The 19,709-nt window shown below is 65.5% G+C and carries 20 protein-coding genes; 11 read left to right on the plus strand and 9 right to left on the minus strand.

Annotated features, from left to right (window positions below; all coding sequences use genetic code 11):
• Positions 1–142: 142 nt before the first annotated feature.
• Positions 143–4,459, minus strand: coding sequence for a DEAD/DEAH box helicase (locus DK261_RS14280; protein WP_110175875.1), 4,317 nt, complete (start codon positions 4,457–4,459; stop codon positions 143–145).
• A 382-nt stretch (positions 4,460–4,841) separates the two neighbouring features.
• On the opposite strand from DK261_RS14280, the gene DK261_RS14285 reads away from it, so the two are divergent.
• Complete coding sequence (locus DK261_RS14285; protein WP_023969342.1) at positions 4,842–5,726, plus strand: sugar nucleotide-binding protein; 885 nt, start codon at positions 4,842–4,844, stop codon at positions 5,724–5,726.
• On the plus strand, positions 5,719–6,648 hold the full coding sequence (locus DK261_RS14290; protein ID WP_009051102.1) for an NAD-dependent epimerase/dehydratase family protein: 930 nt from the start codon (positions 5,719–5,721) through the stop codon (positions 6,646–6,648). The genes DK261_RS14285 and DK261_RS14290 overlap by 8 nt, the downstream gene beginning before the upstream one ends.
• Before the next feature lie 59 nt (positions 6,649–6,707).
• Here the strand turns inward: DK261_RS14290 and DK261_RS14295 are convergent, their stop codons facing one another.
• From DK261_RS14295 to DK261_RS14315, 5 genes are all read right to left on the minus strand, one after another.
• The gene (locus DK261_RS14295; RefSeq protein ID WP_009051101.1) at positions 6,708–7,406 is read right to left on the minus strand and encodes an OmpW family protein; all 699 of its coding nucleotides are present in this window, start codon (positions 7,404–7,406) and stop codon (positions 6,708–6,710) included.
• A gap of 236 nt (positions 7,407–7,642) precedes the next feature.
• Positions 7,643–8,161 (minus strand): DUF3299 domain-containing protein, encoded by a 519-nt coding sequence (locus DK261_RS14300; protein WP_041987488.1) that lies wholly within the window; start codon positions 8,159–8,161, stop codon positions 7,643–7,645.
• A 26-nt stretch (positions 8,162–8,187) separates the two neighbouring features.
• Positions 8,188–9,453 carry an ABC transporter permease gene (locus DK261_RS14305; protein WP_038635565.1) on the minus strand — a complete coding sequence of 422 codons (1,266 nt, stop codon included), beginning with the start codon at positions 9,451–9,453 and terminating at the stop codon, positions 8,188–8,190.
• Between the two features lies 1 nt (position 9,454).
• Positions 9,455–10,165, minus strand: coding sequence for an ABC transporter ATP-binding protein (locus DK261_RS14310; protein WP_038635562.1), 711 nt, complete (start codon positions 10,163–10,165; stop codon positions 9,455–9,457).
• Positions 10,166–10,303: 138 nt separating this feature from the next.
• The gene (locus DK261_RS14315) at positions 10,304–10,900 is read right to left on the minus strand and encodes a DUF2796 domain-containing protein (protein ID WP_110175876.1); all 597 of its coding nucleotides are present in this window, start codon (positions 10,898–10,900) and stop codon (positions 10,304–10,306) included.
• 134 nt (positions 10,901–11,034) lie between these two features.
• On the opposite strand from DK261_RS14315, the gene DK261_RS14320 reads away from it, so the two are divergent.
• Positions 11,035–11,388, plus strand: coding sequence for a hypothetical protein (locus DK261_RS14320; RefSeq protein ID WP_016702661.1), 354 nt, complete (start codon positions 11,035–11,037; stop codon positions 11,386–11,388).
• A 50-nt stretch (positions 11,389–11,438) separates the two neighbouring features.
• Here the strand turns inward: DK261_RS14320 and trxA are convergent, their stop codons facing one another.
• The 3 genes from trxA to DK261_RS14335 all read right to left on the minus strand — a co-directional run bounded on the left by trxA (position 11,439) and on the right by DK261_RS14335 (position 13,600).
• On the minus strand, positions 11,439–12,311 hold the full coding sequence (gene trxA / locus DK261_RS14325) for a thioredoxin (protein WP_016702662.1): 873 nt from the start codon (positions 12,309–12,311) through the stop codon (positions 11,439–11,441).
• Between the two features lie 177 nt (positions 12,312–12,488).
• A complete protein-coding gene (locus DK261_RS14330) occupies positions 12,489–13,145 on the minus strand; it encodes a methyltransferase (protein ID WP_110175877.1) in 657 nt (218 codons plus the stop codon).
• Complete coding sequence (locus tag DK261_RS14335) at positions 13,142–13,600, minus strand: hypothetical protein (RefSeq protein ID WP_009051093.1); 459 nt, start codon at positions 13,598–13,600, stop codon at positions 13,142–13,144. The genes DK261_RS14330 and DK261_RS14335 overlap by 4 nt, the downstream gene beginning before the upstream one ends.
• 129 nt (positions 13,601–13,729) lie before the next feature.
• Between DK261_RS14335 and nrdR the strand changes: the two genes are divergently transcribed.
• From nrdR to DK261_RS14375, 8 genes are all read left to right on the plus strand, one after another.
• Positions 13,730–14,194 (plus strand): transcriptional regulator NrdR, encoded by a 465-nt coding sequence (gene nrdR / locus DK261_RS14340; protein ID WP_007924133.1) that lies wholly within the window; start codon positions 13,730–13,732, stop codon positions 14,192–14,194.
• Positions 14,191–15,324 carry a bifunctional diaminohydroxyphosphoribosylaminopyrimidine deaminase/5-amino-6-(5-phosphoribosylamino)uracil reductase RibD gene (gene ribD / locus DK261_RS14345; protein WP_016702665.1) on the plus strand — a complete coding sequence of 378 codons (1,134 nt, stop codon included), beginning with the start codon at positions 14,191–14,193 and terminating at the stop codon, positions 15,322–15,324. The genes nrdR and ribD overlap by 4 nt, the downstream gene beginning before the upstream one ends.
• 46 nt (positions 15,325–15,370) lie before the next feature.
• Entirely contained in the window at positions 15,371–16,033 is a 663-nt protein-coding gene (locus tag DK261_RS14350; RefSeq protein ID WP_009051091.1) for a riboflavin synthase, read from the plus strand.
• A 31-nt stretch (positions 16,034–16,064) separates the two neighbouring features.
• A complete protein-coding gene (gene ribBA / locus DK261_RS14355; protein ID WP_016702666.1) occupies positions 16,065–17,156 on the plus strand; it encodes a bifunctional 3,4-dihydroxy-2-butanone-4-phosphate synthase/GTP cyclohydrolase II in 1,092 nt (363 codons plus the stop codon).
• 91 nt (positions 17,157–17,247) lie between these two features.
• Positions 17,248–17,724, plus strand: coding sequence for a 6,7-dimethyl-8-ribityllumazine synthase (gene ribE, locus DK261_RS14360; RefSeq protein WP_007924117.1), 477 nt, complete (start codon positions 17,248–17,250; stop codon positions 17,722–17,724).
• Complete coding sequence (nusB, locus tag DK261_RS14365; protein WP_009051090.1) at positions 17,721–18,221, plus strand: transcription antitermination factor NusB; 501 nt, start codon at positions 17,721–17,723, stop codon at positions 18,219–18,221. The genes ribE and nusB overlap by 4 nt, the downstream gene beginning before the upstream one ends.
• An 18-nt stretch (positions 18,222–18,239) precedes the next feature.
• Positions 18,240–19,205 carry a thiamine-phosphate kinase gene (thiL, locus tag DK261_RS14370; RefSeq protein ID WP_110175878.1) on the plus strand — a complete coding sequence of 322 codons (966 nt, stop codon included), beginning with the start codon at positions 18,240–18,242 and terminating at the stop codon, positions 19,203–19,205.
• Positions 19,202–19,705, plus strand: a complete 504-nt coding sequence (locus tag DK261_RS14375) for a phosphatidylglycerophosphatase A (protein ID WP_023969326.1) — start codon at positions 19,202–19,204, stop codon at positions 19,703–19,705. Before thiL ends, DK261_RS14375 begins: the two co-directional genes overlap by 4 nt.
• Positions 19,706–19,709: the final 4 nt, after the last annotated feature.

Here is a 19,709-nt window from a genome sequence, read left to right on the forward strand (position 1 = left end):
GATTCGACTCGTGCGGAAAAATAGCGGTTTCGGTATTTGATATTTGACCTGCGAGCAAATATCGAATGGCCAGGCTTCTGTAGGAGCGAAGCTTGCTCGCGATAGGCGCGGCGCGATGTACCAGCCTGATCGCGCTCAGGCGTCAGTGGCGAATCAACCGAGTCCGCAACTCAAGGCTGGCCTGCGGCTCGAGGTCCAGCCAGAAATGCTGTTTGCCGGCGATCTCGGCGGCCGCGGGCAGGCCGTCGCGGTACACCAGCCGGTTGCCGGCCAGGGCCGGGACCTTCGGCCCGGGCAGCAAGGTGCCGGCGAGGTTCAGCGGGTCGACGCCACACACCGCGATCAGGCTGCCATCCAGCGGGCGCCGGCGAACTTCGCGCAACAGGGCGATGGCCTCGGGCAGGGCGAACTGCTCGCCGGCCAGGCCGCTGACAAAACGCCCGCCACGGATTTCGCCGCGGGCCTCCAGCCGATGGAAAGTGCGCAGCAGTTCGCGCCAGCTCGGCAGCCAGTCGGCCTCGCGCTCCAGCAGGCGCCAGAACACCACGCCATAACGTCGCAACAGGGTCATGGCGATGTGTTCCAGGGTGTCCGGTGGGAGTGCCTGCGCATGGCTGCCGACGCCCTCCAGCACCTGCGACGGGCGCCGTAGCAGGGCCCAACGCCCCGCATCGTCCATGCCGCCGACCAGCGCTCCGCGCCCGCGTCGGCTGCTGCGGGCCTGGCGCTTGCTGGCCGGGGTGATCAAGGCGCGCAGGCCGGCAAAACTGTCGGCATTTACCAGCCCGGCGGCCACCAGTTCCTGCAGGGCGATCTCCAGTTCGGTGCGCAGGACATGGGCTTCGTGCTGTAACTCATCGAAGAACAAGGCGCCGTGCTGGCTCAAGGCTTCATGGACCTTCTGTGCCTTGGGCGACAGCTCGCTGCTGTCGGGTTGCGCGCCCAAACCGCTCCACAGCGCGACCTGGCTGCGGGGCAGCAACACGATCGGCGTGTTGCGCAAGGTTGCACCAGCGGCTTTGTGCGGGGCGCTGAGGCGGCTCCAGACCACCTTGCCGTTGCGGCACAGCTCATCCAGCCAGGTGGCGGAGTAATCCTTGATCCGCGCCGGCAGCAGGTCGCTGTCCCAGGCACCGGCTGCGGCGGCATAGCCCTCGAACTGGGCGACCGTCTGCGCCAGCATGGCGCTGCCCTGGCCCTGGGTGGAGCTGGACAGGTGCTGCCAGTCGAACAGAAAGCGCATCAAGTCCTGCAGCGATACCGGTTCGATCTCCCGGCGCAGGCGTTTGACGGTGTAGCGATGAATCCGCGCCAGCAGATGCCGTTCGCACCACTCCTCCCGAGTCTCGCCGGGGCTGAAGCGGCCGCGCAGCACATAACCTTCACCTTCCAGTTGCGCCAGGACCTGGGCGACCTCGCTGGTGCTCAGGCCCAGGGGCGCGGCGATGCTCTCCAGCGGCAAGGGGCCGAAGCCGCTGAGCCGGGCTCGAATCACCTCCAGCAGCGCTTCATCGCGCTGCCATTGCTCATCGAAGCCGGGCAGAGCCTCGAGGACCGGTTGCAGCGGCGCCTGTGGATAAATCGCCCGCAGGCAACCCAGGCGCTCAACGGCCAGCCACAGGGCCTGCTTGTCGTCGATCTGCAACCGGCTGGCGCGGCCGCTGTCCGCCAGGGCTTGCAGCCAATCAGTCCATCGCGGGTTGGCCTGGGCCTCGTGCTCGCCGATACAGGCCAGGCTCATCAGTGCTTCATGCATTTCATCCGGGTTGCCGGGGGCGGGCCAGGCTTCCTCGCGCACCGACTGGATGGCCTCGGCATCCAGGGCGCCAAGGTCGTCGCTGGATTCGGGGTCGCTCCAGCGGCGGCTGAGCACGGCCTGGGTCCGCCGCTCTTCCAAAGGCGCATCGTCGAGGAAGGTGTAAGGCCGGGCGCTGAGGATCTCCGCGGCCAGGGGAGAGGGCGCCGGCAGGTCGCGGCTGATCAGGCGCAACTCGCCGCGTTCCATGCGCCGCAACAGCTTCAGCCAGCCCTCGCTGTCCATGGCTTCGTGCAGGCAGTCGTCCAGGGTCTGCTCCACCAGCGGGTGATCGGGAATCTGCCGTTCGCCGGCGAGGTTTTCCAGGCAAGCGATCTGGTCGGGAAACACGCTGGCGATCAGGTCTTCGCTTTTCATCCGCTGGATCTGCGGCGCTACCTTGCGCCCGCCGACAAAGCGCGGCAGCGCCAGAGCCACCCCGGCATTCCAGCGCCAGCGCACGCCGAACAGCGGCGCGTCCAGCACGGCCTGGACCAGGATGTGTTCGGCGCTGTTGCTGTGCAGGTAACGCCAGACTTCGTCGAGCTCGAAACTGTGGCTGGTGGACAGCGACAGCACGATGGCGTCTTCGCTGGCGGCGGCCTGCAGTTCGAAGTTGAAGGTGCGGCAGAAGCGCTTGCGCAGCGCCAGGCCCCAGGCGCGGTTGATCCGGCTGCCGAACGGCGTGTGGATGATCAGTTGGGTGCCGCCGGACTCATCGAAAAAGCGCTCCATGATCAGCGTGTCCTGGGACGGCAGCGCGCCCAGGCTCTGGCGTGCGCGGGCCAGGTAGTCGACCAGTTGTTCGGCGCTGGCGGCGTCCAGGCCAAGGCTGTCGCCCAGCCAGTCGAGGGCCGGCTGCAACTGGCCGGGCGTGGCGCCGAGCAGTGCGTCGAGCCGGGCCAGCAGGCGCGCCACGGCAAACGACAGTTCGGCGCTGCGCCCGGGGGCTTCGCCAAGCCAGAACGGAATGGTCGGCGGCTGGCCATGGGCGTCCTCGACCCGCACCCGGCCGGTTTCCACCCGCAGGATACGGTACGAGGTGTTGCCCAGCTGAAACACATCGCCGGCGATGCTTTCCACCGCGAAGTCTTCGTTAACGCTGCCGATATTCAGCGCCTGGGGCTCCAGCAGCACGGCGTAGTCGGCGTTGTCGGGGATGGTGCCGCCACTGGTCACCGCCGTCAGCTGGCTGCCCCGCCGGCCGCGCAGGCTACGGTTGACGGCATCGCGATGCAGGTAGGCGCTGCGGATGCCCTGGCGCCCGTTGTAGCCCTCGGCGAGCATGCACAGCAGCGCCTGGAAATGCCCTTCGTCGAGGTCGCTGTAGGGCGAGGCGCGGCGGATCATTGCCAGCAGCGGCTGTTCCTGCCATTCCTGGTTGCTGACTTCGGCGACGATCTGCTGCGCCAGCACATCCAGCGGCGCCCTGGGGATCTGCAGGGTGTCGAGCTCGCCGCGGTGCACGCAGTCGAGCAGGGCGGCGCATTCGATCAGGTCGTCGCGGGTCAGGGCGAACAGGCGGCCCTTGGGCGTGCCGCCGACCTGGTGTCCGGAGCGCCCGACCCTTTGCAGGAACGCCGAGATCGAGCGCGGCGAGCCGACCTGGCACACCAGATCGACATCGCCGATATCGATGCCCAGCTCCAGCGAGGCGGTGGCGATCAGCACCTGCAAATCGCCGCGCTTGAGGCGTTGTTCGGCGTCCAGGCGAAACTCCTTGGCCAGGCTGCCGTGGTGGGCGGCCACCGCGTCCTTGCCCAGGCGCTTGCTCAGGTGACGGCTCAGGCGTTCGGCCAGGCGCCGGGTGTTGACGAACACCAGGGTGGTGCGGTGTTCCCGCGCCAGCTCGGCGATGCGTTCGTAGACCAGCTCCCAGACGTCGTTGGCCATGACCGCCGACAGCGGCACGGGCGGCACTTCGATGGCCAGGTCCCGGGGCCGGGCGTGTCCGATGTCGACGATCTCGCAGGGGCGTTCATGACCGACCAGGAAACGCGACACCGCTTCGATGGGCTTCTGCGTGGCCGACAAGCCGATGCGCGTCAGTGGTTCGCCACACAGCGCTTGCAGGCGCTCCAGGCTCAACACCAGGTGGCTGCCGCGCTTACTGGCGGCGATGGCGTGGATCTCGTCGACTATTACCGTGCGCGTGCTGGCCAGCATCTGCCGGCCAGAGGCCGAGCCCAGCAGCACATACAGCGATTCGGGGGTGGTCACCAGGATATGCGGCGCGCTCTTGCGCATGGCGCTGCGGTCTTTTTGCGGGGTGTCGCCGGTGCGCACCGCGGTGCTGATGCGCAACTGTGGCAGGCCCATGCGTTCGAGCTGTTGGGTAATCCCGGCCAGCGGGTCCTGCAGGTTGATCTGGATATCGTTGCTCAGGGCCTTGAGCGGCGAGACGTACACCACCAGGGTCTGCTCCGGCAGCGTGCCACCATTTTCCAGGCCACGATGCACCAGCTCGTCGATCACCGCGAGGAAGGCGGTCAGGGTCTTGCCCGAGCCGGTGGGCGCGGCAATCAGGGTCGAGCGGCGCTGGCGGATCAGCGGCCAGGCCCGGGCCTGGGCGGCGGTCGCCGCCGGGAAGCAGCTGTTGAACCAGGCGCTGACCGCGGGGTGGAAACCCGGCAGGGCGTCGGCGGGGATCTGGGGAAGGTTCATGCACAACGTTATGCGACCGCCGGGGCGAAGTTGCAAGGCTGTCTCGTCAGTGGCTACACGGACACCACGTACTCTATAGCCGCTGCCGCAGGCTGCGATCGAGCTGGGCGGCATTCCGACGTAGCGGTCGTAAAACCAGCCAATGCGATTTTCCAGACAGATCGCGGACTCAGGGTTTGCGGCAACTGCGTTGCCGATCGCAGCCTTGCGGGGCTCGGCAGCGGCTACAGAGGGACGGTATGACCGACGGCGCTACACTTTCTCAGTGACGGTTGCGCCGGAAACCCGCAAAATGCAACGATTCTGAGCACTATTCATGGCCAAACCCGCGGGTCTGGCCGACTCAAACCATCGTTCCGAACAGATTGGGCCTGCTGACTCTATGCGAATGCGCCTTATGTTACTGGGCGGCGGAAATGCCCTTGGGCAGGCGCTGATTCGCCTCGGTGCAGAGGAAGACATCGGTTTCCTTGCCCCCCGTCCGCCGCAAGACGGCTGGGATGCCGCGAGCCTGACGCAACTGCTCGACGACACCCGTCCGGATGCCTTGATCAACCTTGCGTACTACTTCGACTGGTTCCAGGCGGAGAGTGTCCCCGAGGCACGCCTGGCCAGCCAGGAACGGGCGGTCGAGCGGCTTTCCGAGCTGTGCCAGCATCACAACATCATTCTTCTGCAGCCTTCCAGCTACCGCGTGTTCGACGGTTCGCGGGCCACCGCCTACAGCGAAAAGGACGAACCGGTACCGCTGGGTCTGCGTGGCCAGGCCTTGTGGCGGATCGAGCAGAATGTGCGGGCCACCTGCCCGCAGCATGTGCTGCTGCGTTTCGGCTGGCTGCTGGACGACAGCGCCGAAGGCACCCTGGGGCGTTTCCTGGCGCGTGCCGAGCAGCCCGAAGAGCTGCTGCTGGCCGACGACCGCCGCGGCAACCCGACGCCGGTGGACGATGCCGCCCGGGTGATCATTTCCGTGCTCAAGCAACTCGATTGCGCCGCGCCGCTGTGGGGCACCTACCACTACGCCGGCCATGAGGCGACCACGCCGCTGGCGCTGGGCCAGGCGATCCTCACCGAGGCCCGCAGCCTGCATCCGCTGGCTATCGAGGCGCCGACCGCCCAGGCCCACGCCGCCCGGCCGGACGCCGCCGAAGAACCGCAGCACGCGGTGCTGGCCTGCAAGAAAATTCTGCACACCTTCGGGATCAAGCCACGTGCCTGGCGCGCGGCGCTCCCGGCTCTACTGGATAGGTTTTATCGTCATGGCTGATGGCCCAATTCTGATCACCGGCGGTGCCGGTTTCATCGGTTCGCACCTGACCGACGCTTTGCTCGCCAAGGGCTACTCGGTGCGGATCCTCGATGATCTGTCCACTGGTAAACCCAGCAACCTGCCGCTGGATAACCCGCGGGTCGAACTGATCGAAGGCGACGTCGCCGATGCGGCCCTGGTGGCGCGGGCGATGAGTGGCTGCCGTGCGGTCGCGCACCTGGCGGCGGTCGCTTCGGTACAGGCCTCGGTGGACGATCCGGTGCGTACCCACCAGAGCAACTTCATCGGCACCCTCAACGTCTGCGAGGCCATGCGCCAGGCCGGCGTCAAGCGCGTGCTGTTCGCCTCCAGCGCGGCGGTCTATGGCAACAATGGCGAGGGCGAATCGATCGACGAAGACACGCCCAAGGCGCCACTGACGCCCTATGCGTCGGACAAGCTGGCCAGCGAGTACTACCTTGATTTCTATCGCCGCCAGCATGGCCTGGAGCCGGCGATCTTCCGCTTCTTCAACATCTTCGGGCCGCGCCAGGATCCGTCCTCGCCGTACTCCGGGGTCATCAGCATCTTTTGCGAGCGTGCGCAGAAAGGCCTGCCGATCACCGTATTCGGCGATGGTGAGCAGACCCGCGATTTCATGTATGTCGAAGACCTGGTGGACGTGCTGGTGCAGTCCCTGGAAATGCCGCAGCTGGAAGTCGGCGCGGTGAATGTCGGCCTGAACCAGGCCACCACCCTCAAGCAATTGCTCGAGGCCCTGGGCGAGGTGGTGGGGCAGTTGCCACCGATCAGCTACGGCCCGGCGCGTTCAGGGGATATTCGCCATTCGCGGGCGAACAACCAGCGTCTGTTGCAGCGCTTCAAGTTCCCCGAGCCGACCCCGATGAGCGTCGGGCTGGCACGTTTGCTGGGCCTCTGAGCTTTCCCCCAGCGATGAAAAAAGGCGCCTTTGCAGGCGCCTTTTTTTGTCTGGCCGATTTAGAACTTGTAGCCCAGGCCGACCATGTAGACCCATGGATCGACGTCCACGTCGACCTTGGCCCGGGTGCCGCCGGCGACCGCGTTGTTGTTCACGTAGGCGGTGGTGTCGATGTCCACGTAACGCACCTGGGCGTTGATCATCACGTTGTCGGTCAGCATGTAGTCGGCACCGACCTGCCAGGCCAGGCCCCAGGAGTTCTTCGCCCGGAAGTTGTCGAAACCGGCGGCGCTGGCGCGGCTGCCGACGTGTTCGTCATAGATCCAGGTGTAGTTGATACCGGCACCCACGTAAGGCTGGAAAGCGGCCTTGTGGTCCAGCGGGTAGTACACGACGCTCAGGGTCGGTGGCAGGTGCTTGAGGGTACCGAGCTTGCCGTTGGCGGCGTCCAGCGCGGTGCCCTTGAGTTTCACGTCATGCTCGAACGGCGTGGCCGCGAGCAGTTCGATGCCGATGTTGTTGGTCAGCATGTAGGCGAAGTTCAGGCCCAGCTGGGTGTCGCTGCTCATGGTCGCCTTGCCGCCGAGGTTGGCACCGGCCAACGGACCGCGGTCGACCTTGACGTCGCCGCTGTCGGCTTTCGGATTGACGGTGATGGCACCGGCGCGAACGATGATGTCGCCCGCTTCGTGGGCGTGGGCGAGCGGGGCGGCGAGCGCGAGCGCGAACAGGGAGGCGCTGAGCAGGGACTTGTGCATGGGAGCTCCAAAGGACGATTCGAGTTGGCTAGGTCCAATGGTAAGGATCGTCAAGGAACAGGCTTTGACTCAGCTCAATGAAAACCGGATCAGCGTGGGAGCGAGGCGCTCGGGGGGCGCTCCGGGCGCTTTGGAATCGATCGCGAGCAAGCTCGCTCCTACATGAACAATGCAGTTCCCTGTAGGAGCGAGCTTGCTCGCGATGAGGTCATGTACGGCACTGCAAAACCGACGGTTCACTCCTGCAATTCGTACACGTAGATCTTCTGCGCTTCCATCTGGTAACCCGCGTCGGCGATGTCGCTGGTGGACGCCTTGACCTGCATCGGCCCCTCGATCCAGTACGGCTGATACAGCTCGTCGAGCTTCACGCCGACCTCGCTTTTCACGTGCACGATCTGGTTCGAGGGCGGTGGCGGTACGTGGATACAGGCGCCGAAATACGGCACCAGCAGAAACTCCGTGGTGCGGCCTTCCTCACTGACTTCCAGCGGCACTATGTAGCCGGGCAGGCGCACCGACAGGCCGTCCAGGCTCTGCACCACCGGGGCGTTGGGCATCTCCTGCTTGGCCGCCGGGGCGGACTCGGCGGCCAGGGCGTCGCTCATCTGCGACAGGTCGTGCAACGGCTTCATGTTCGGCACTTCCGCCGGCGCGTCCGGCGGGATCATTTCCGACCAGGCCAGGTCCCGCGGTTCGGCGGCCCACAGTGGCAGGGCGACCAGCATCAACAGCGCAAGCAGGGCACGGGGCATGCCGGAGCTCCTCATGACTAGAGACCTCATAAACGGATGGACAGGCCATCGGCCAGCGATTGTCGGTAGGCGCGCCAGGCCGGCACGCTGCCCATCAGCAGGGCGGCGATCAGGATACCGCCGAGCAGCGTCCACTCATACTCGCTCGGCCAGGCCAGCGGCAGGTACAGGCCGTAGGTCGACTGCACATAACCCTGGGCCAGGGCGATGCCCAGGTACAGCAGGCCGAGCCCGGCGAGCACGCCGAACAGCGCCAGGGCGAAGGCTTCCAGCACCAGCAAAGTCGCGATATGCCAGGGGCGGGCGCCGACCGAACGCAGGATCGCCATCTCCCGGCGGCGCTCGTTGAGGCTGGTGAGGATCGCCGTGAGCATGCCGATCAGGCCGGTCAGTACCACGAACAACGACACCACGAACAAGGCTTTTTCCGCGGTGCCCATCAGGCTCCACAGCTCTTGCAGGGCGACCCCGGGCAGGATCGCCAGCATCGGTTCGCCGCGGTATTCGTTGATCTCGCGCTGCACGGCGAAAGTGGCGATCTTGCTGTTCAGGCCGAGCATGAAGGCGGTGATCGCTTGCGGCGTCAGGTCCATGTTGCGTGCCTGGTCGGCGCTGATGCGGCCGTTGCCCTGGGCCGGCACGCCGTTGTGCCAGTCGATGTGGATCGCCTCCATGCCGCCGAGGCTGATGTGCAGCGTGCGGTCCACCGGGGTGCCGGTGCGCTTGAGGATGCCGACCACGGTGAAGGGTTTGTCGTCGTGCTTGACCAGGCTGATGGCTGCCACGCCGTGGGCCAGCACCAGCTTGTCACCGAGCTTGTAATGCAGGGCCTCGGCGACTTCGGCGCCGAGCACCACTTCGAACGGATCGCTGGCGAACTCGCGGCCGCTGGCCAGTTGCAGGTTCTGCTGGTGGCCGTATTGGTAGTGCTCGAAGTAGGCCTCGGTGGTGCCCATCACCCGGTAGCCGCGATGGGAATCGCCGAGGGAAATCGGGATCGCCCATTTCACTTTCGGGCTATTGGCGAAATGCTCGAAGCTGTCCCAGCGAATGTTGTTGGTGGCGTTGCCGATGCGGAACACCGAATACAGCAGCAGGTTCACCGAACCGGAGCGGGCGCCGACGATCAGGTCGGTGCCGCTGATGGTGCTGGCGAAACTGGCGCGGGCTTCGGTGCGCACCCGCTCGACCGCCAGCAGCAGGCAGACCGACAGGGCGATGGCGAAGGCGGTGAGGATCGCGGTGAAGCGGCGGTTAGCCAGGCTGGCCATGGCTAGACGGAACAGATACATCTCAGACCTCTGCGGGCGTGGCGGCGCGATTGAGTTCGGCCAGCGACAGGTTGCGATCGAACAGCGGCGCCAGGCTCTGGTCGTGACTGACGAACAACAGGCTGGCCCCGGCCTCGCGGCATTCGGCGAACAACAGGCGGATAAAGGCTTCGCGGGCGTCGTAGTCCAGCGCCGAGGTCGGCTCGTCGGCGATCACCAGTTCCGGCTGGCCAATCAGTGCGCGGGCGGCGGCGACCCGTTGTTGCTGGCCGATGGACAGCGAGTCGGCGCGGCGTTCGAGCAGGTCGGGGTCTTTCAACCCCAGGTGGGCGAGCAGGGTGGCCGCTGCCTGGTCGACACTGCCGTGGCGCTGCACGGCGCGGCCGGCGCGCAATTTGGAGAAGTGGCAGGGCAGCTCGACGTTCTCGCGCACCGAGAGAAATGGCAGCAGGTTGAATTGCTGGAAGATGTAGCCGGTGTGATCGACCCGGAAGCGGTCGCGGGCGCCGGCCGAGAGTTCGGTCAGCTCCTGGCCCAGCAGGCGGATGCTGCCGCAATCGGGTTTCTGCACGCCGCCGAGCAAGCCGAGCAGGGTGGTCTTGCCGCTGCCGCTGGGGCCCTTGAGGAACAGTGTTTCACCCGCTTCCAGGCGAAATGCCGGGATATCCAGCAACTGCGGATGGCCGGGCCAGCTGAAGCCCAGGTCGGACAATTGGATAAGTGCTTGGGTCATGTTGGGCCGATCATGGTGTGAGTTTTGTAGCCGCTGCCGAAGGCTGCGATAAGGTCCGCAGAACCTTCCGGGGGCCTCAAGAGCAACGACCCCTTCGGGCTCGATCGCAGCCTGTGGCAGCGGCTACAGGAGTCGCGGTCAGAACTTCAGGCTGGCGGCCTTGGAGGTCGCTTCCACGCCTTGCTGGCCACTTGGCGAGATGAGTTGTACCTGAATTTTCTGGGTAGCGGGGAAGGTCTTGAACACGCCGGCCAGGTCCAGGCTTTTCAGCGCACCCGGCGTGGCACAGGTGAACTGGTAGTGCGCATGGATCTCGCTGTGTTCGTGGTGATGCTCGTGGCCGTTGGCGTCCTTCGCTTCGTCATGGTCTTCGTCGTGATCCTCGGGCTTGTCGCCGAACAGCGGGCTTTCCAGTTCCTGTTGCGCCACCACGCAACCGGCGGCGGGCGGCAGGCTGAACAGCGCCAGGGGTTTTTCCAGCTGGGCCCGCACGGCGTCGACCTTGGCCTTGTCCGCGTCGGTGCTGGCGGCGTGTTCGAAACCCACCAGGTTCATCGCCGGGCTTTCCAGTTCCAGCTCCAGGGTCTGGCCGTCCAGCGCGGCGTTCAGGCGAGACACGCCATGCTCGTGAGCGCCGAGGCTGCCGTGCTCATGGTCGTGATCGTGTTTTTCGGCCGCGTGAGCGATGGCCAGGGGCAACAGGGCGAACGGCAGGGCGAGCAGCAGACGACGCATGGCAAGTCTCCGGAGCGAACATGAAAAAAATGTTATGTAATCTTATAACAAGAGTGGCGAGAGTTTGACCGCCTGCTTGGCGTTGCGCAAGACGCATGGGAGCATGCTCGTCAGAAAAGATCGGGAGCAGAGCGATGGTGCGGATTCGTGGAAGCATCGGCGAATGGCCGGTGGATTTGACCCTGGAACTGGACGAGGCCGACTGGGATCAGCTGAGTGCCCGGCTGGGGGCGCCGTTGCAGGCGGCCAAAGCCGAAAGCGGTGCGCCCGTGGCCAAGCCGGCGAGCCAGGACGATGCGCTGTGGCAGATCGCCAGGGACTTGCTGCGCAAGGCCGGGCAATTGAGTGGCCCGGATCTGCTGGAGCAATTGGAAGGCCTGACCGGCAGCGCCGCGGCGGGCAAGCGCCTGCTGGTGCGCCTGCGCCATAGCGCACAGGTCAAGGTAGTGAGCGGCGGCGATACGCCGCTCTACAGCTGGATCGAGTAGGCGAGGGCTGAGCCGGCTTGCGATAAGCCGGCGCGGTTATCAGCTATGAATCAGTACAGCGCGGCGAACAGCTTGCGGCGGTAGGTGGTCACCAGCGGGTGATCGTTGCCCAGCAGCTCGAACACTTGCAGCAAGGTCTTGTGCGGCAGGCCTTCGTTGTAGCCGCGGTTGCGGATGAACAGCTTGAGCAGCGCATCCAGCGCCGCGTCGTACTGCTGGCGCGCCAGTTGCTGGATGGCCAGCTGATACACGGCCTCGTCGTCCTGCGGGTTCTGCGCCAGGCGGCTTTTCAGGTCGGCGCTGTCCGGCAGGTCGGCGGCCTGCTTGAGGAAGGTGATCTGCGCCTTGGCCCCGGCCAGCGCAGCCTTGTGCTCATCGCCGGTAACCGCGTCGAGCACGGTCTGAGCTTCGCCCAATTCACCGCGTTCGGCCAGGCAGCGGGCGTAGAGGATCAGCGCCTTGGCGTTGCTGTTGTCTTCGCCCAGCAGCACTTTCAGCGTGGCCTCGGCCTCGGCGATGCGGCCTTCGGCGAACAGCGCTTCAGCCAGTTCCAGCGGATCGGCGGCCTTGGGCGGCGGCATCTGCACATGGGGTTCGAGCATGGTGCGCACCGCGGATTCCGGTTGCGCCCCGGCAAAGCCGTCCACCGGCTGGCCGTCCTTGAACAGCACCACGGTCGGCAGGCTGCGAATGCCGAAGCGGGCGACGATGTCCTGCTCGATATCGCAGTTGACCTTGGCCAGCAGCAGCTCGCCCTGATAGCTCTCGGCGATCTGTTGCAGCATCGGCATCAGCGCCTTGCAGGGCGCGCACCATTCGGCCCAGAAATCCACCAATACCGGCTTGTGGAACGAGTTCTCGATCACCGACTGGTCGAAGTCGGCGGTGCTGGCGTCGAAAATGTACGGCGTGTCCTGACTCATGGGGGATCTCGAAAAAACGTGAATGGAACCACTATAAGGCTTGGCGGGGGGCGGCTGAAAGCGGGGCATGGGGTGACCGCTAGATTGTTTCGCGGGCAAGCCTCGTTCCTACAGGCGGCGTTTCTTTTGTAGGAGCGAGGCTTGCCCGCGATAGGCCACAACGTGGCCCGTCCTCTATCAATCACGCTGCGCGTGATACAGGCTCACATCGCGGAACTCCCAGGGCTCGGCCAGATCCGGCAGGGTCAGGGCGTGGAGCATTTCCAGGCGTCGGTACAGCGGATGCTGGAAGTCCTTGACCCGGGAGTCCGCCACCAGCGCCTGGCGTCCGCGGCTGAGGAATTCATCCAGCAGCGGCAGGTTGGCACGGTCATAGAGCACGTCGGCCACCAGGATCAGGTCGAAGCGGTCGGCTTCCGCGAAGAAGTCCGTGGAGTAACCCAGTTCAACCCCATTGAGCGCGGCATTCGCCCGGCAGGCGGCAATGGCCAGCGGGTCGAGATCGCAGGCCACCACTTCCAGCGCGCCGGCCTTCAGCGCCGCGATGCCGGCCACGCCGGAGCCGGCGCCGAAATCCAGTACCCGCTTGCCTTGCACCCACTGCGGCCGCTCGGCCAGGTAGCGCGCCAGGGCCAGGCCGCTGGCCCAGCAGAAACTCCAGTACGGCGGTTCGTGGAGGATTCGCCGGGTTTCTTCCGGGGTGAAGGCGCGGTTCATATTGTCGGCATCGATCAACCACAGCTTCAGCTCGGTGTCCGGCAGTTCGCAGGCCACCAGCTGGGCATCGCCCAGCAGGTCGCTCAGGGCACGTTGCAGGTCGAGCGGTGGGGTCATGGTGCTTTGACAAATTGCAGCTGGCCCACGGCCTGGGTGGTCGGCTGGGTGATGAGTCGCGCCGGCAGGTGCAGGATCAACTGGCCGGACTGGCTGGCGCGGCCGCGCAGTTCGACGCGGGCGCCCACCGGGAAGACGTCGGGGTTGAAGCGCAGGCGAAACGGCAGGATCTTGTTGTTGCCGATCAGGTTGCTGCTGGCCAGCAAACGTTGCGGCCGGCCGCGCTCGTCGATCACCAGCAGCGCCAGTTCCACTTCGGCACCGCTCGGTACGCCCTGTAGGGTCCCGCTCAGTTCACGCTGGTAGGCCGGCAGCGGGCCGAGGTCGGTGGATTCACGGGCTTTTTTCACACTCTGCTGGGGCGGCACGGTGGAGGCGGCCGGTTTCGGGGCGTCGCTGCTGCAAGCCACCAGCAGGCTGAAAAGGCTGAGCAGAACGAGCGGTCGTAGTGGCATGCGAAGCTCCAACAAGGCGAAATTCCATGTGCAAAACATAATAGTCGGTCTGTATACCGTAAAGGCTATGGCTTGTCTTGCCAGTGGGATGCGCTACCATGGCCCTCCCTTTTTTTGTTGCCTGCCACCATGCACTGTCCCTTCTGCGGTGCCAACGACACCAAGGTCATCGACTCGCGTCTGGTCGCCGAAGGCGAACAGGTGCGCCGCCGGCGTGAATGCCTGGCCTGCGGTGAACGTTTCACCACTTTCGAAACTGCCGAACTGGTGTTGCCGCGCCTGATCAAGACTGACGGCAGCCGTCAGCCCTTCGACGAAGAAAAACTCCGCGCTGGCATGCAGCGCGCCCTGGAAAAACGCCCGGTCAGCGTCGAGCGCCTGGAAGCCGCGCTGGTGCATATCAAGCACAAGCTGCGCGCCACCGGCGAGCGCGAGGTCAAATCCCTGGTCGTTGGCGAACTGGTGATGGCCGAGCTGCAAAAGCTCGATGAAGTGGCTTATATCCGCTTCGCCTCGGTCTACCGGCGCTTCCAGGATCTCAACGAGTTCCGCGAAGAGATCGACCGTCTCGCCCGCGAGCCGGGCAAAGAATGAACATCTCCGGCGAACAGGCGGTACTCGACGCCCACTACATGGCGCGAGCCCTGGAGCTGGCCGCCAAAGGCCGCTTCAGCACTCACCCCAATCCGCGGGTCGGTTGCGTGATCGTGCGCGACGGCCAGGTCGTCGGCGAAGGCTGGCATGTGCGGGCCGGCGAGCCCCATGCCGAAGTCCACGCCTTGCGTGCCGCCGGTGCCAACGCCCGTGGCGCCACCGCTTACGTGACCCTCGAGCCCTGCAGCCATCACGGCCGTACGCCGCCGTGCGCCGATGCCTTGGTGGATGCCGGCGTGGCGCGGGTCGTGGCGGCGATGCAGGACCCCAACCCGGAAGTCGCCGGCCGTGGCCTGCAGCGCCTGGCCCAGGCCGGCATCGCCACCCACAGTGGGGTGATGGAGCAGGAAGCGCGGGCGCTCAACCGGGGTTTCCTCAAGCGCATGGAACACGGCCTGCCGTTCGTGCGGGTCAAGCTGGCCATGAGCCTGGACGGGCGCACCGCCATGGCCAGCGGCGAAAGCCAGTGGATCACCGGCCCCGCCGCGCGTTCCGCGGTGCAGCGCCTGCGGGCCGAGGCCAGCGTGGTGTTGACCGGTGCCGACACGGTGCTGGCGGACAACGCCCGACTGACCGTGCGTGCCGAGGAACTGGGGCTGGACGCGGAACAGACCGCCCTGGCCATGAGCCGTCCACCCTTGCGCGTATTGATCGACGGCCGCCTGCGGGTACCGCTCGATGCGCCCTTCTTCAAGGCGGGGCCGGCGCTGGTCGCTACCTGCGCCGCGGTGGAGGAACAGTACGCCAACGGTCCGGAATGCCTGATCGTGCCGGGTGCCGATGGCCAGGTGGACCTGCGTCGGCTGCTGAGCGAGCTGGCCGCCCGCGGCGTCAACGAGGTGCTGGTGGAAGCCGGCCCGCGCCTGGCGGGCGCATTTGCCCAGCAAGGCTTGGTGGACGAGTACCAGATCTTTGTCGCCGGCAAGTTCCTTGGTTCCTCGGCGCGACCGCTGCTCGACTGGCCGCTGACGCAGATGCGCGAGGCGCCGCAGCTGAAAATCATTGAAATGCGCGCCGTAGGCGATGACTGGCGAGTCATTGCCATTCCTCTGCCAGCAGCGAGCGTATAATTTCGGGCCTTCGCCACGCGGCGACCCTGTTCTCGAGGAGGACTCCATGTTTACAGGCATCATCGAATCCATCGGCAGCATCCGCGCATTGAGCCCCAAAGGCGGCGATGTGCGGGTGTATGTGGAAACCGGCAAGCTCGACCTGGGCGACGTGAAGCTGGGCGACAGCATCGCGGTGAACGGCGTCTGCCTGACGGCGGTGGAACTGCCGGGCGACGGCTTCTGGGCCGACGTCAGCCGCGAGACCCTGGATTGCACCGCTTTCCATCAATTGAAGGCCGGCAGCCGGGTCAACCTGGAAAAGGCCCTGACTCCGACCACCCGCCTGGGCGGCCATCTGGTCAGCGGCCACGTCGACGGTGTCGGCGAGGTGGTGGCCCGGGAAGAAAATGCCCGCGCCATCCAGTTCCGCATCCGCGCGCCCAAGGACCTGGCCAAGTACATCGCCCACAAAGGCTCGATCACCGTCGACGGCACCAGCCTGACGGTCAACGCGGTCAATGGCGCCGAGTTCGAGCTGACCATCGTCCCGCACACGCTGGCCGAAACCATCATGGCCGACTACCGGCCGGGCCGTCAGGTCAACCTCGAGGTCGACCTGCTGGCGCGTTACCTGGAGCGCCTGCTGCTGGGCGACAAGGCCGCGGAGCCTTCGAGCGGCGGCATTACCGAAAGTTTTCTGGCCGCTAACGGCTACCTCAAATCCTGAACCTCAAATTTTGAAAGAAGGGGGGTGCCGCGTGGCGCTCAACAGCATCGAAGAACTGGTTGAAGACATCCGCCAAGGCAAGATGGTCATCCTCATGGATGACGAAGACCGCGAGAACGAAGGCGACCTGATCATGGCCGCCGAGTGCTGCAAGGCCGAGCACATCAACTTCATGGCCAAGCACGCCCGCGGCCTGATCTGCATGCCGATGAGCCGCGAGCGTTGCGAGCTGCTCAAGCTGCCCTTGATGGCGCCGCGCAACGGTTCCGGGTTCGGCACCAAGTTCACCGTGTCCATCGAGGCCACCACCGGCGTGACCACCGGCATCTCCGCCGCCGACCGTGCGCGCACGGTGCAGGCGGCTGCCGCCAAGGACGCCAAGGCCGAAGACATCGTCAGCCCGGGCCATATCTTCCCGCTGATGGCCCAGCCGGGTGGCACCCTGGCTCGCGCCGGTCACACCGAAGCCGCCTGCGACCTGGCGCGCATGGCCGGTTTCGAGCCGAGCGGGGTGATCTGCGAAGTGATGAACGACGACGGCACCATGTCCCGTCGCGCCGAGCTGGAAGCCTTCGCCGCCGAACACAACATCAAGATCGGCACCATCGCCGACCTGATTCACTACCGGATGATCCACGAACGTACCGTTCAGCGGATTGCCGAGCAGCCGCTGGACAGCGAATTGGGCCAGTTCAACCTGGTGACCTACCGTGATTCGGTGGAAGGCGACGTGCACATGGCGCTGACCCTGGGCAACATCTGCGCCGAAGAGCCGACCCTGGTTCGCGTGCACAACATGGACCCGCTGCGCGACCTGCTGATGGTCAAGCAGCCTGGCCGCTGGAGCCTGCGGGCCGCGATGGCCACGGTGGCCGAGGCCGGCAGCGGCGTGGTGCTGTTGCTGGGCCACCCGCTGGACGGCGACGTGCTGCTGGCGCATATCCGCGAAACGGCCGAGCACGCGCCTGCGAAAAAACCGACCACCTACAGCATCGTCGGTGCCGGTTCGCAGATCCTGCGCGACCTGGGCGTACGTAAAATGCGCCTGATGAGTGCGCCGATGAAATTTAATGCGATATCCGGTTTCGACCTGGAAGTTGTAGAATACGTGCCCTCCGAATAAAAGCCGGTTGTTGCGGGCTTGAAATTCGCGGTTCAAATATCACTAGTGAGCGCGTAGTGAACGCGCTCCGGCTCTTTAAGAGATTTGTCGAATGACCCTGAAGACCATCGAAGGTACCTTCATCGCCCCCAAAGGCCGCTATGCCCTGGTGGTCGGCCGTTTCAACAGCTTCGTCGTCGAAAGCCTGGTCAGCGGCGCCGTTGACGCCCTGGTCCGTCACGGCGTGAGCGAAAGCGACATCACCGTGATCCGTGCCCCTGGCGCCTTCGAGATTCCGCTGGTTGCGCAGAAAGTCGCGCAGAAGGGCGAGTTCGCGGCGATCATCGCCCTGGGCGCGGTCATTCGTGGCGGCACTCCGCACTTCGAATACGTGGCGGGCGAATGCACCAAGGGCCTGGCCCAGGTGTCCATGGAGTTCGGCGTACCGGTCGCCTTCGGCGTGCTGACCGTCGACTCGATCGAGCAAGCCATCGAACGTTCCGGCACCAAGGCCGGCAACAAAGGTGCTGAAGCTGCCTTGTCCGCTCTGGAAATGGTCAGCCTGCTGGCGCAGTTGGAGGCCAAGTGATTAGCGACGAAAGCGATCGTTTCAACCCGCGCGATCCGAAACCTGCGGACGCTGGCAAGCCATCCAAGAGCGCCAAGCGTCGCGAAGCCCGTCAGCTCGCGACCCAGGCGCTGTACCAATGGCACATGGCCAAGCACTCGCTGAACGAGATCGAAGCGCAGTTCCGGGTCGACAACGATTTCACCGACATCGACGGTGCCTACTTCCGTGAGATCCTGCACGGCGTTCCGGCCAACAAGAACGAGATCGACAACGCTCTCGCCCCTTGCCTGGACCTCACCATCGAAGAGCTGGACCCGGTCGAACTGGCGGTCCTGCGCCTGTCCACCTGGGAACTGCTCAAGCGCGTCGACGTGCCGTACCGCGTTGTGATCAACGAAGGTATCGAACTGGCCAAGGTCTTCGGTTCCACCGACGGCCACAAGTTCGTCAACGGCGTACTCGACAAGCTGGCCCCGCGTCTGCGTGAAGCTGAAGTGAAGGCATTCAAGCGCTGATCCGCGCTTGCAGCTGCCATGGGCGAGTTTGAGCTGATCCGTAACTTCTTCGCTGCCGCGCCTTGTGCGCAGGGCGGCGAGGGCGTTGCACTGGGGATTGGCGACGACTGCGCCTTGCTGGCTGTTCCCCCCGGCGAACAGTTGGCGATTTCCACCGACACCCTGGTGGCCGGTGTGCATTTCGCAGACCCCTGCGACCCTTTCCTGCTCGGCCAGCGCTCGCTGGCAGTGGCGGTCAGCGACCTGGCGGCCATGGGCGCTGCGCCCGTCGCCTTCACCCTTGCCCTGACCTTGCCGACGGTTGAAACCGATTGGCTGCAAGCCTATGCCAATGGCCTGAGCGCCATGGCGCAGAGCTGTGGCGTACGCCTGGTAGGCGGCGACACCACGCGTGGCCCGTTGACCCTGACCATGACCGTGTTCGGTCGCGTACCCGCCGGCCAGGCCCTGACCCGCAGCGGTGCCCGTCCGGGCGATCTGCTGTGTGTGGGTGGCGAACTGGGCAATGGCGCTGGGGCCTTGCCCCTGGTGCTCGGACAGCGCAGCGCCGATCCGGATATCGCCGAGCCCTTGCTGGCCCACTATTGGTCGCCGCAACCGCAACTGGCCCTGGGCCAGGCGCTGCGCGGCAAGGCCAGCGCGGCCATGGATATCTCCGATGGCCTGCTGGCCGACTGCGGGCACATCGCTGCTGCTTCAGCTGTCGGCTTGCTGATCGAAAGTGAAAAACTGCCGATGTCCCGGGCGTTGTTGAGCTTTCTCGGTGAGAATGGCGCCCGCTCGGCGGCACTCAGCGGCGGCGACGACTACGTGCTGGTCTTCACCTTGCCCGAAGCCGAGCTGACGCCGCTGCTCGCCGCCGGTTGGCCAGTGCATGTGCTGGGCCGGGTCGTGGCCGGGCAGGGTGTAGTGCTGCTGGATGCCGAGGGGCGGGACATCACCCCGAGCACTCGGGGCTATCAACATTTTCGGGAGACACCGTGACAGATCATCCCAAACAGGTTCCGGCAGAGTGCGTGCCACCTTCCGTCTGGCGTAATCCCTGGCATTTTCTGGCCTTCGGCTTCGGTTCGGGCACCTTGCCCAAGGCCCCGGGCACCTGGGGCTCGCTGGTGGCGCTGCCTTTCATTCCGCTGTGGCAGATGCTGCCGGACTGGGGCTACTGGCTGATGCTCGGCATCACCATGCTGTTCGGCTTCTGGCTGTGCGGCAAGGTGGCCGACGACCTGCGTGTGCACGACCATGAGGGCATCGTCTGGGACGAAATGGTCGGCATGTGGATCACCCTGTGGCTGGTGCCGGAAGGCTGGCAGTGGTTGCTGGCGGGCTTCCTGATGTTCCGCTTCTTCGACATTCTCAAGCCCTGGCCGATTCGCTGGATCGACCGGCATGTGCACGGCGGTATCGGAATCATGCTCGACGACGTGCTGGCCGGGGTCTTCGCCTGGTTGGCGATGCAGGGACTGGTGTGGTGCTTTACCTGAGGAG

The sequence above is a fragment of the Pseudomonas sp. RW409 genome (assembly GCF_003184125.1).
Taxonomy (GTDB): Bacteria; Pseudomonadota; Gammaproteobacteria; order Pseudomonadales; family Pseudomonadaceae; genus Aquipseudomonas; species Aquipseudomonas chlororaphis_I.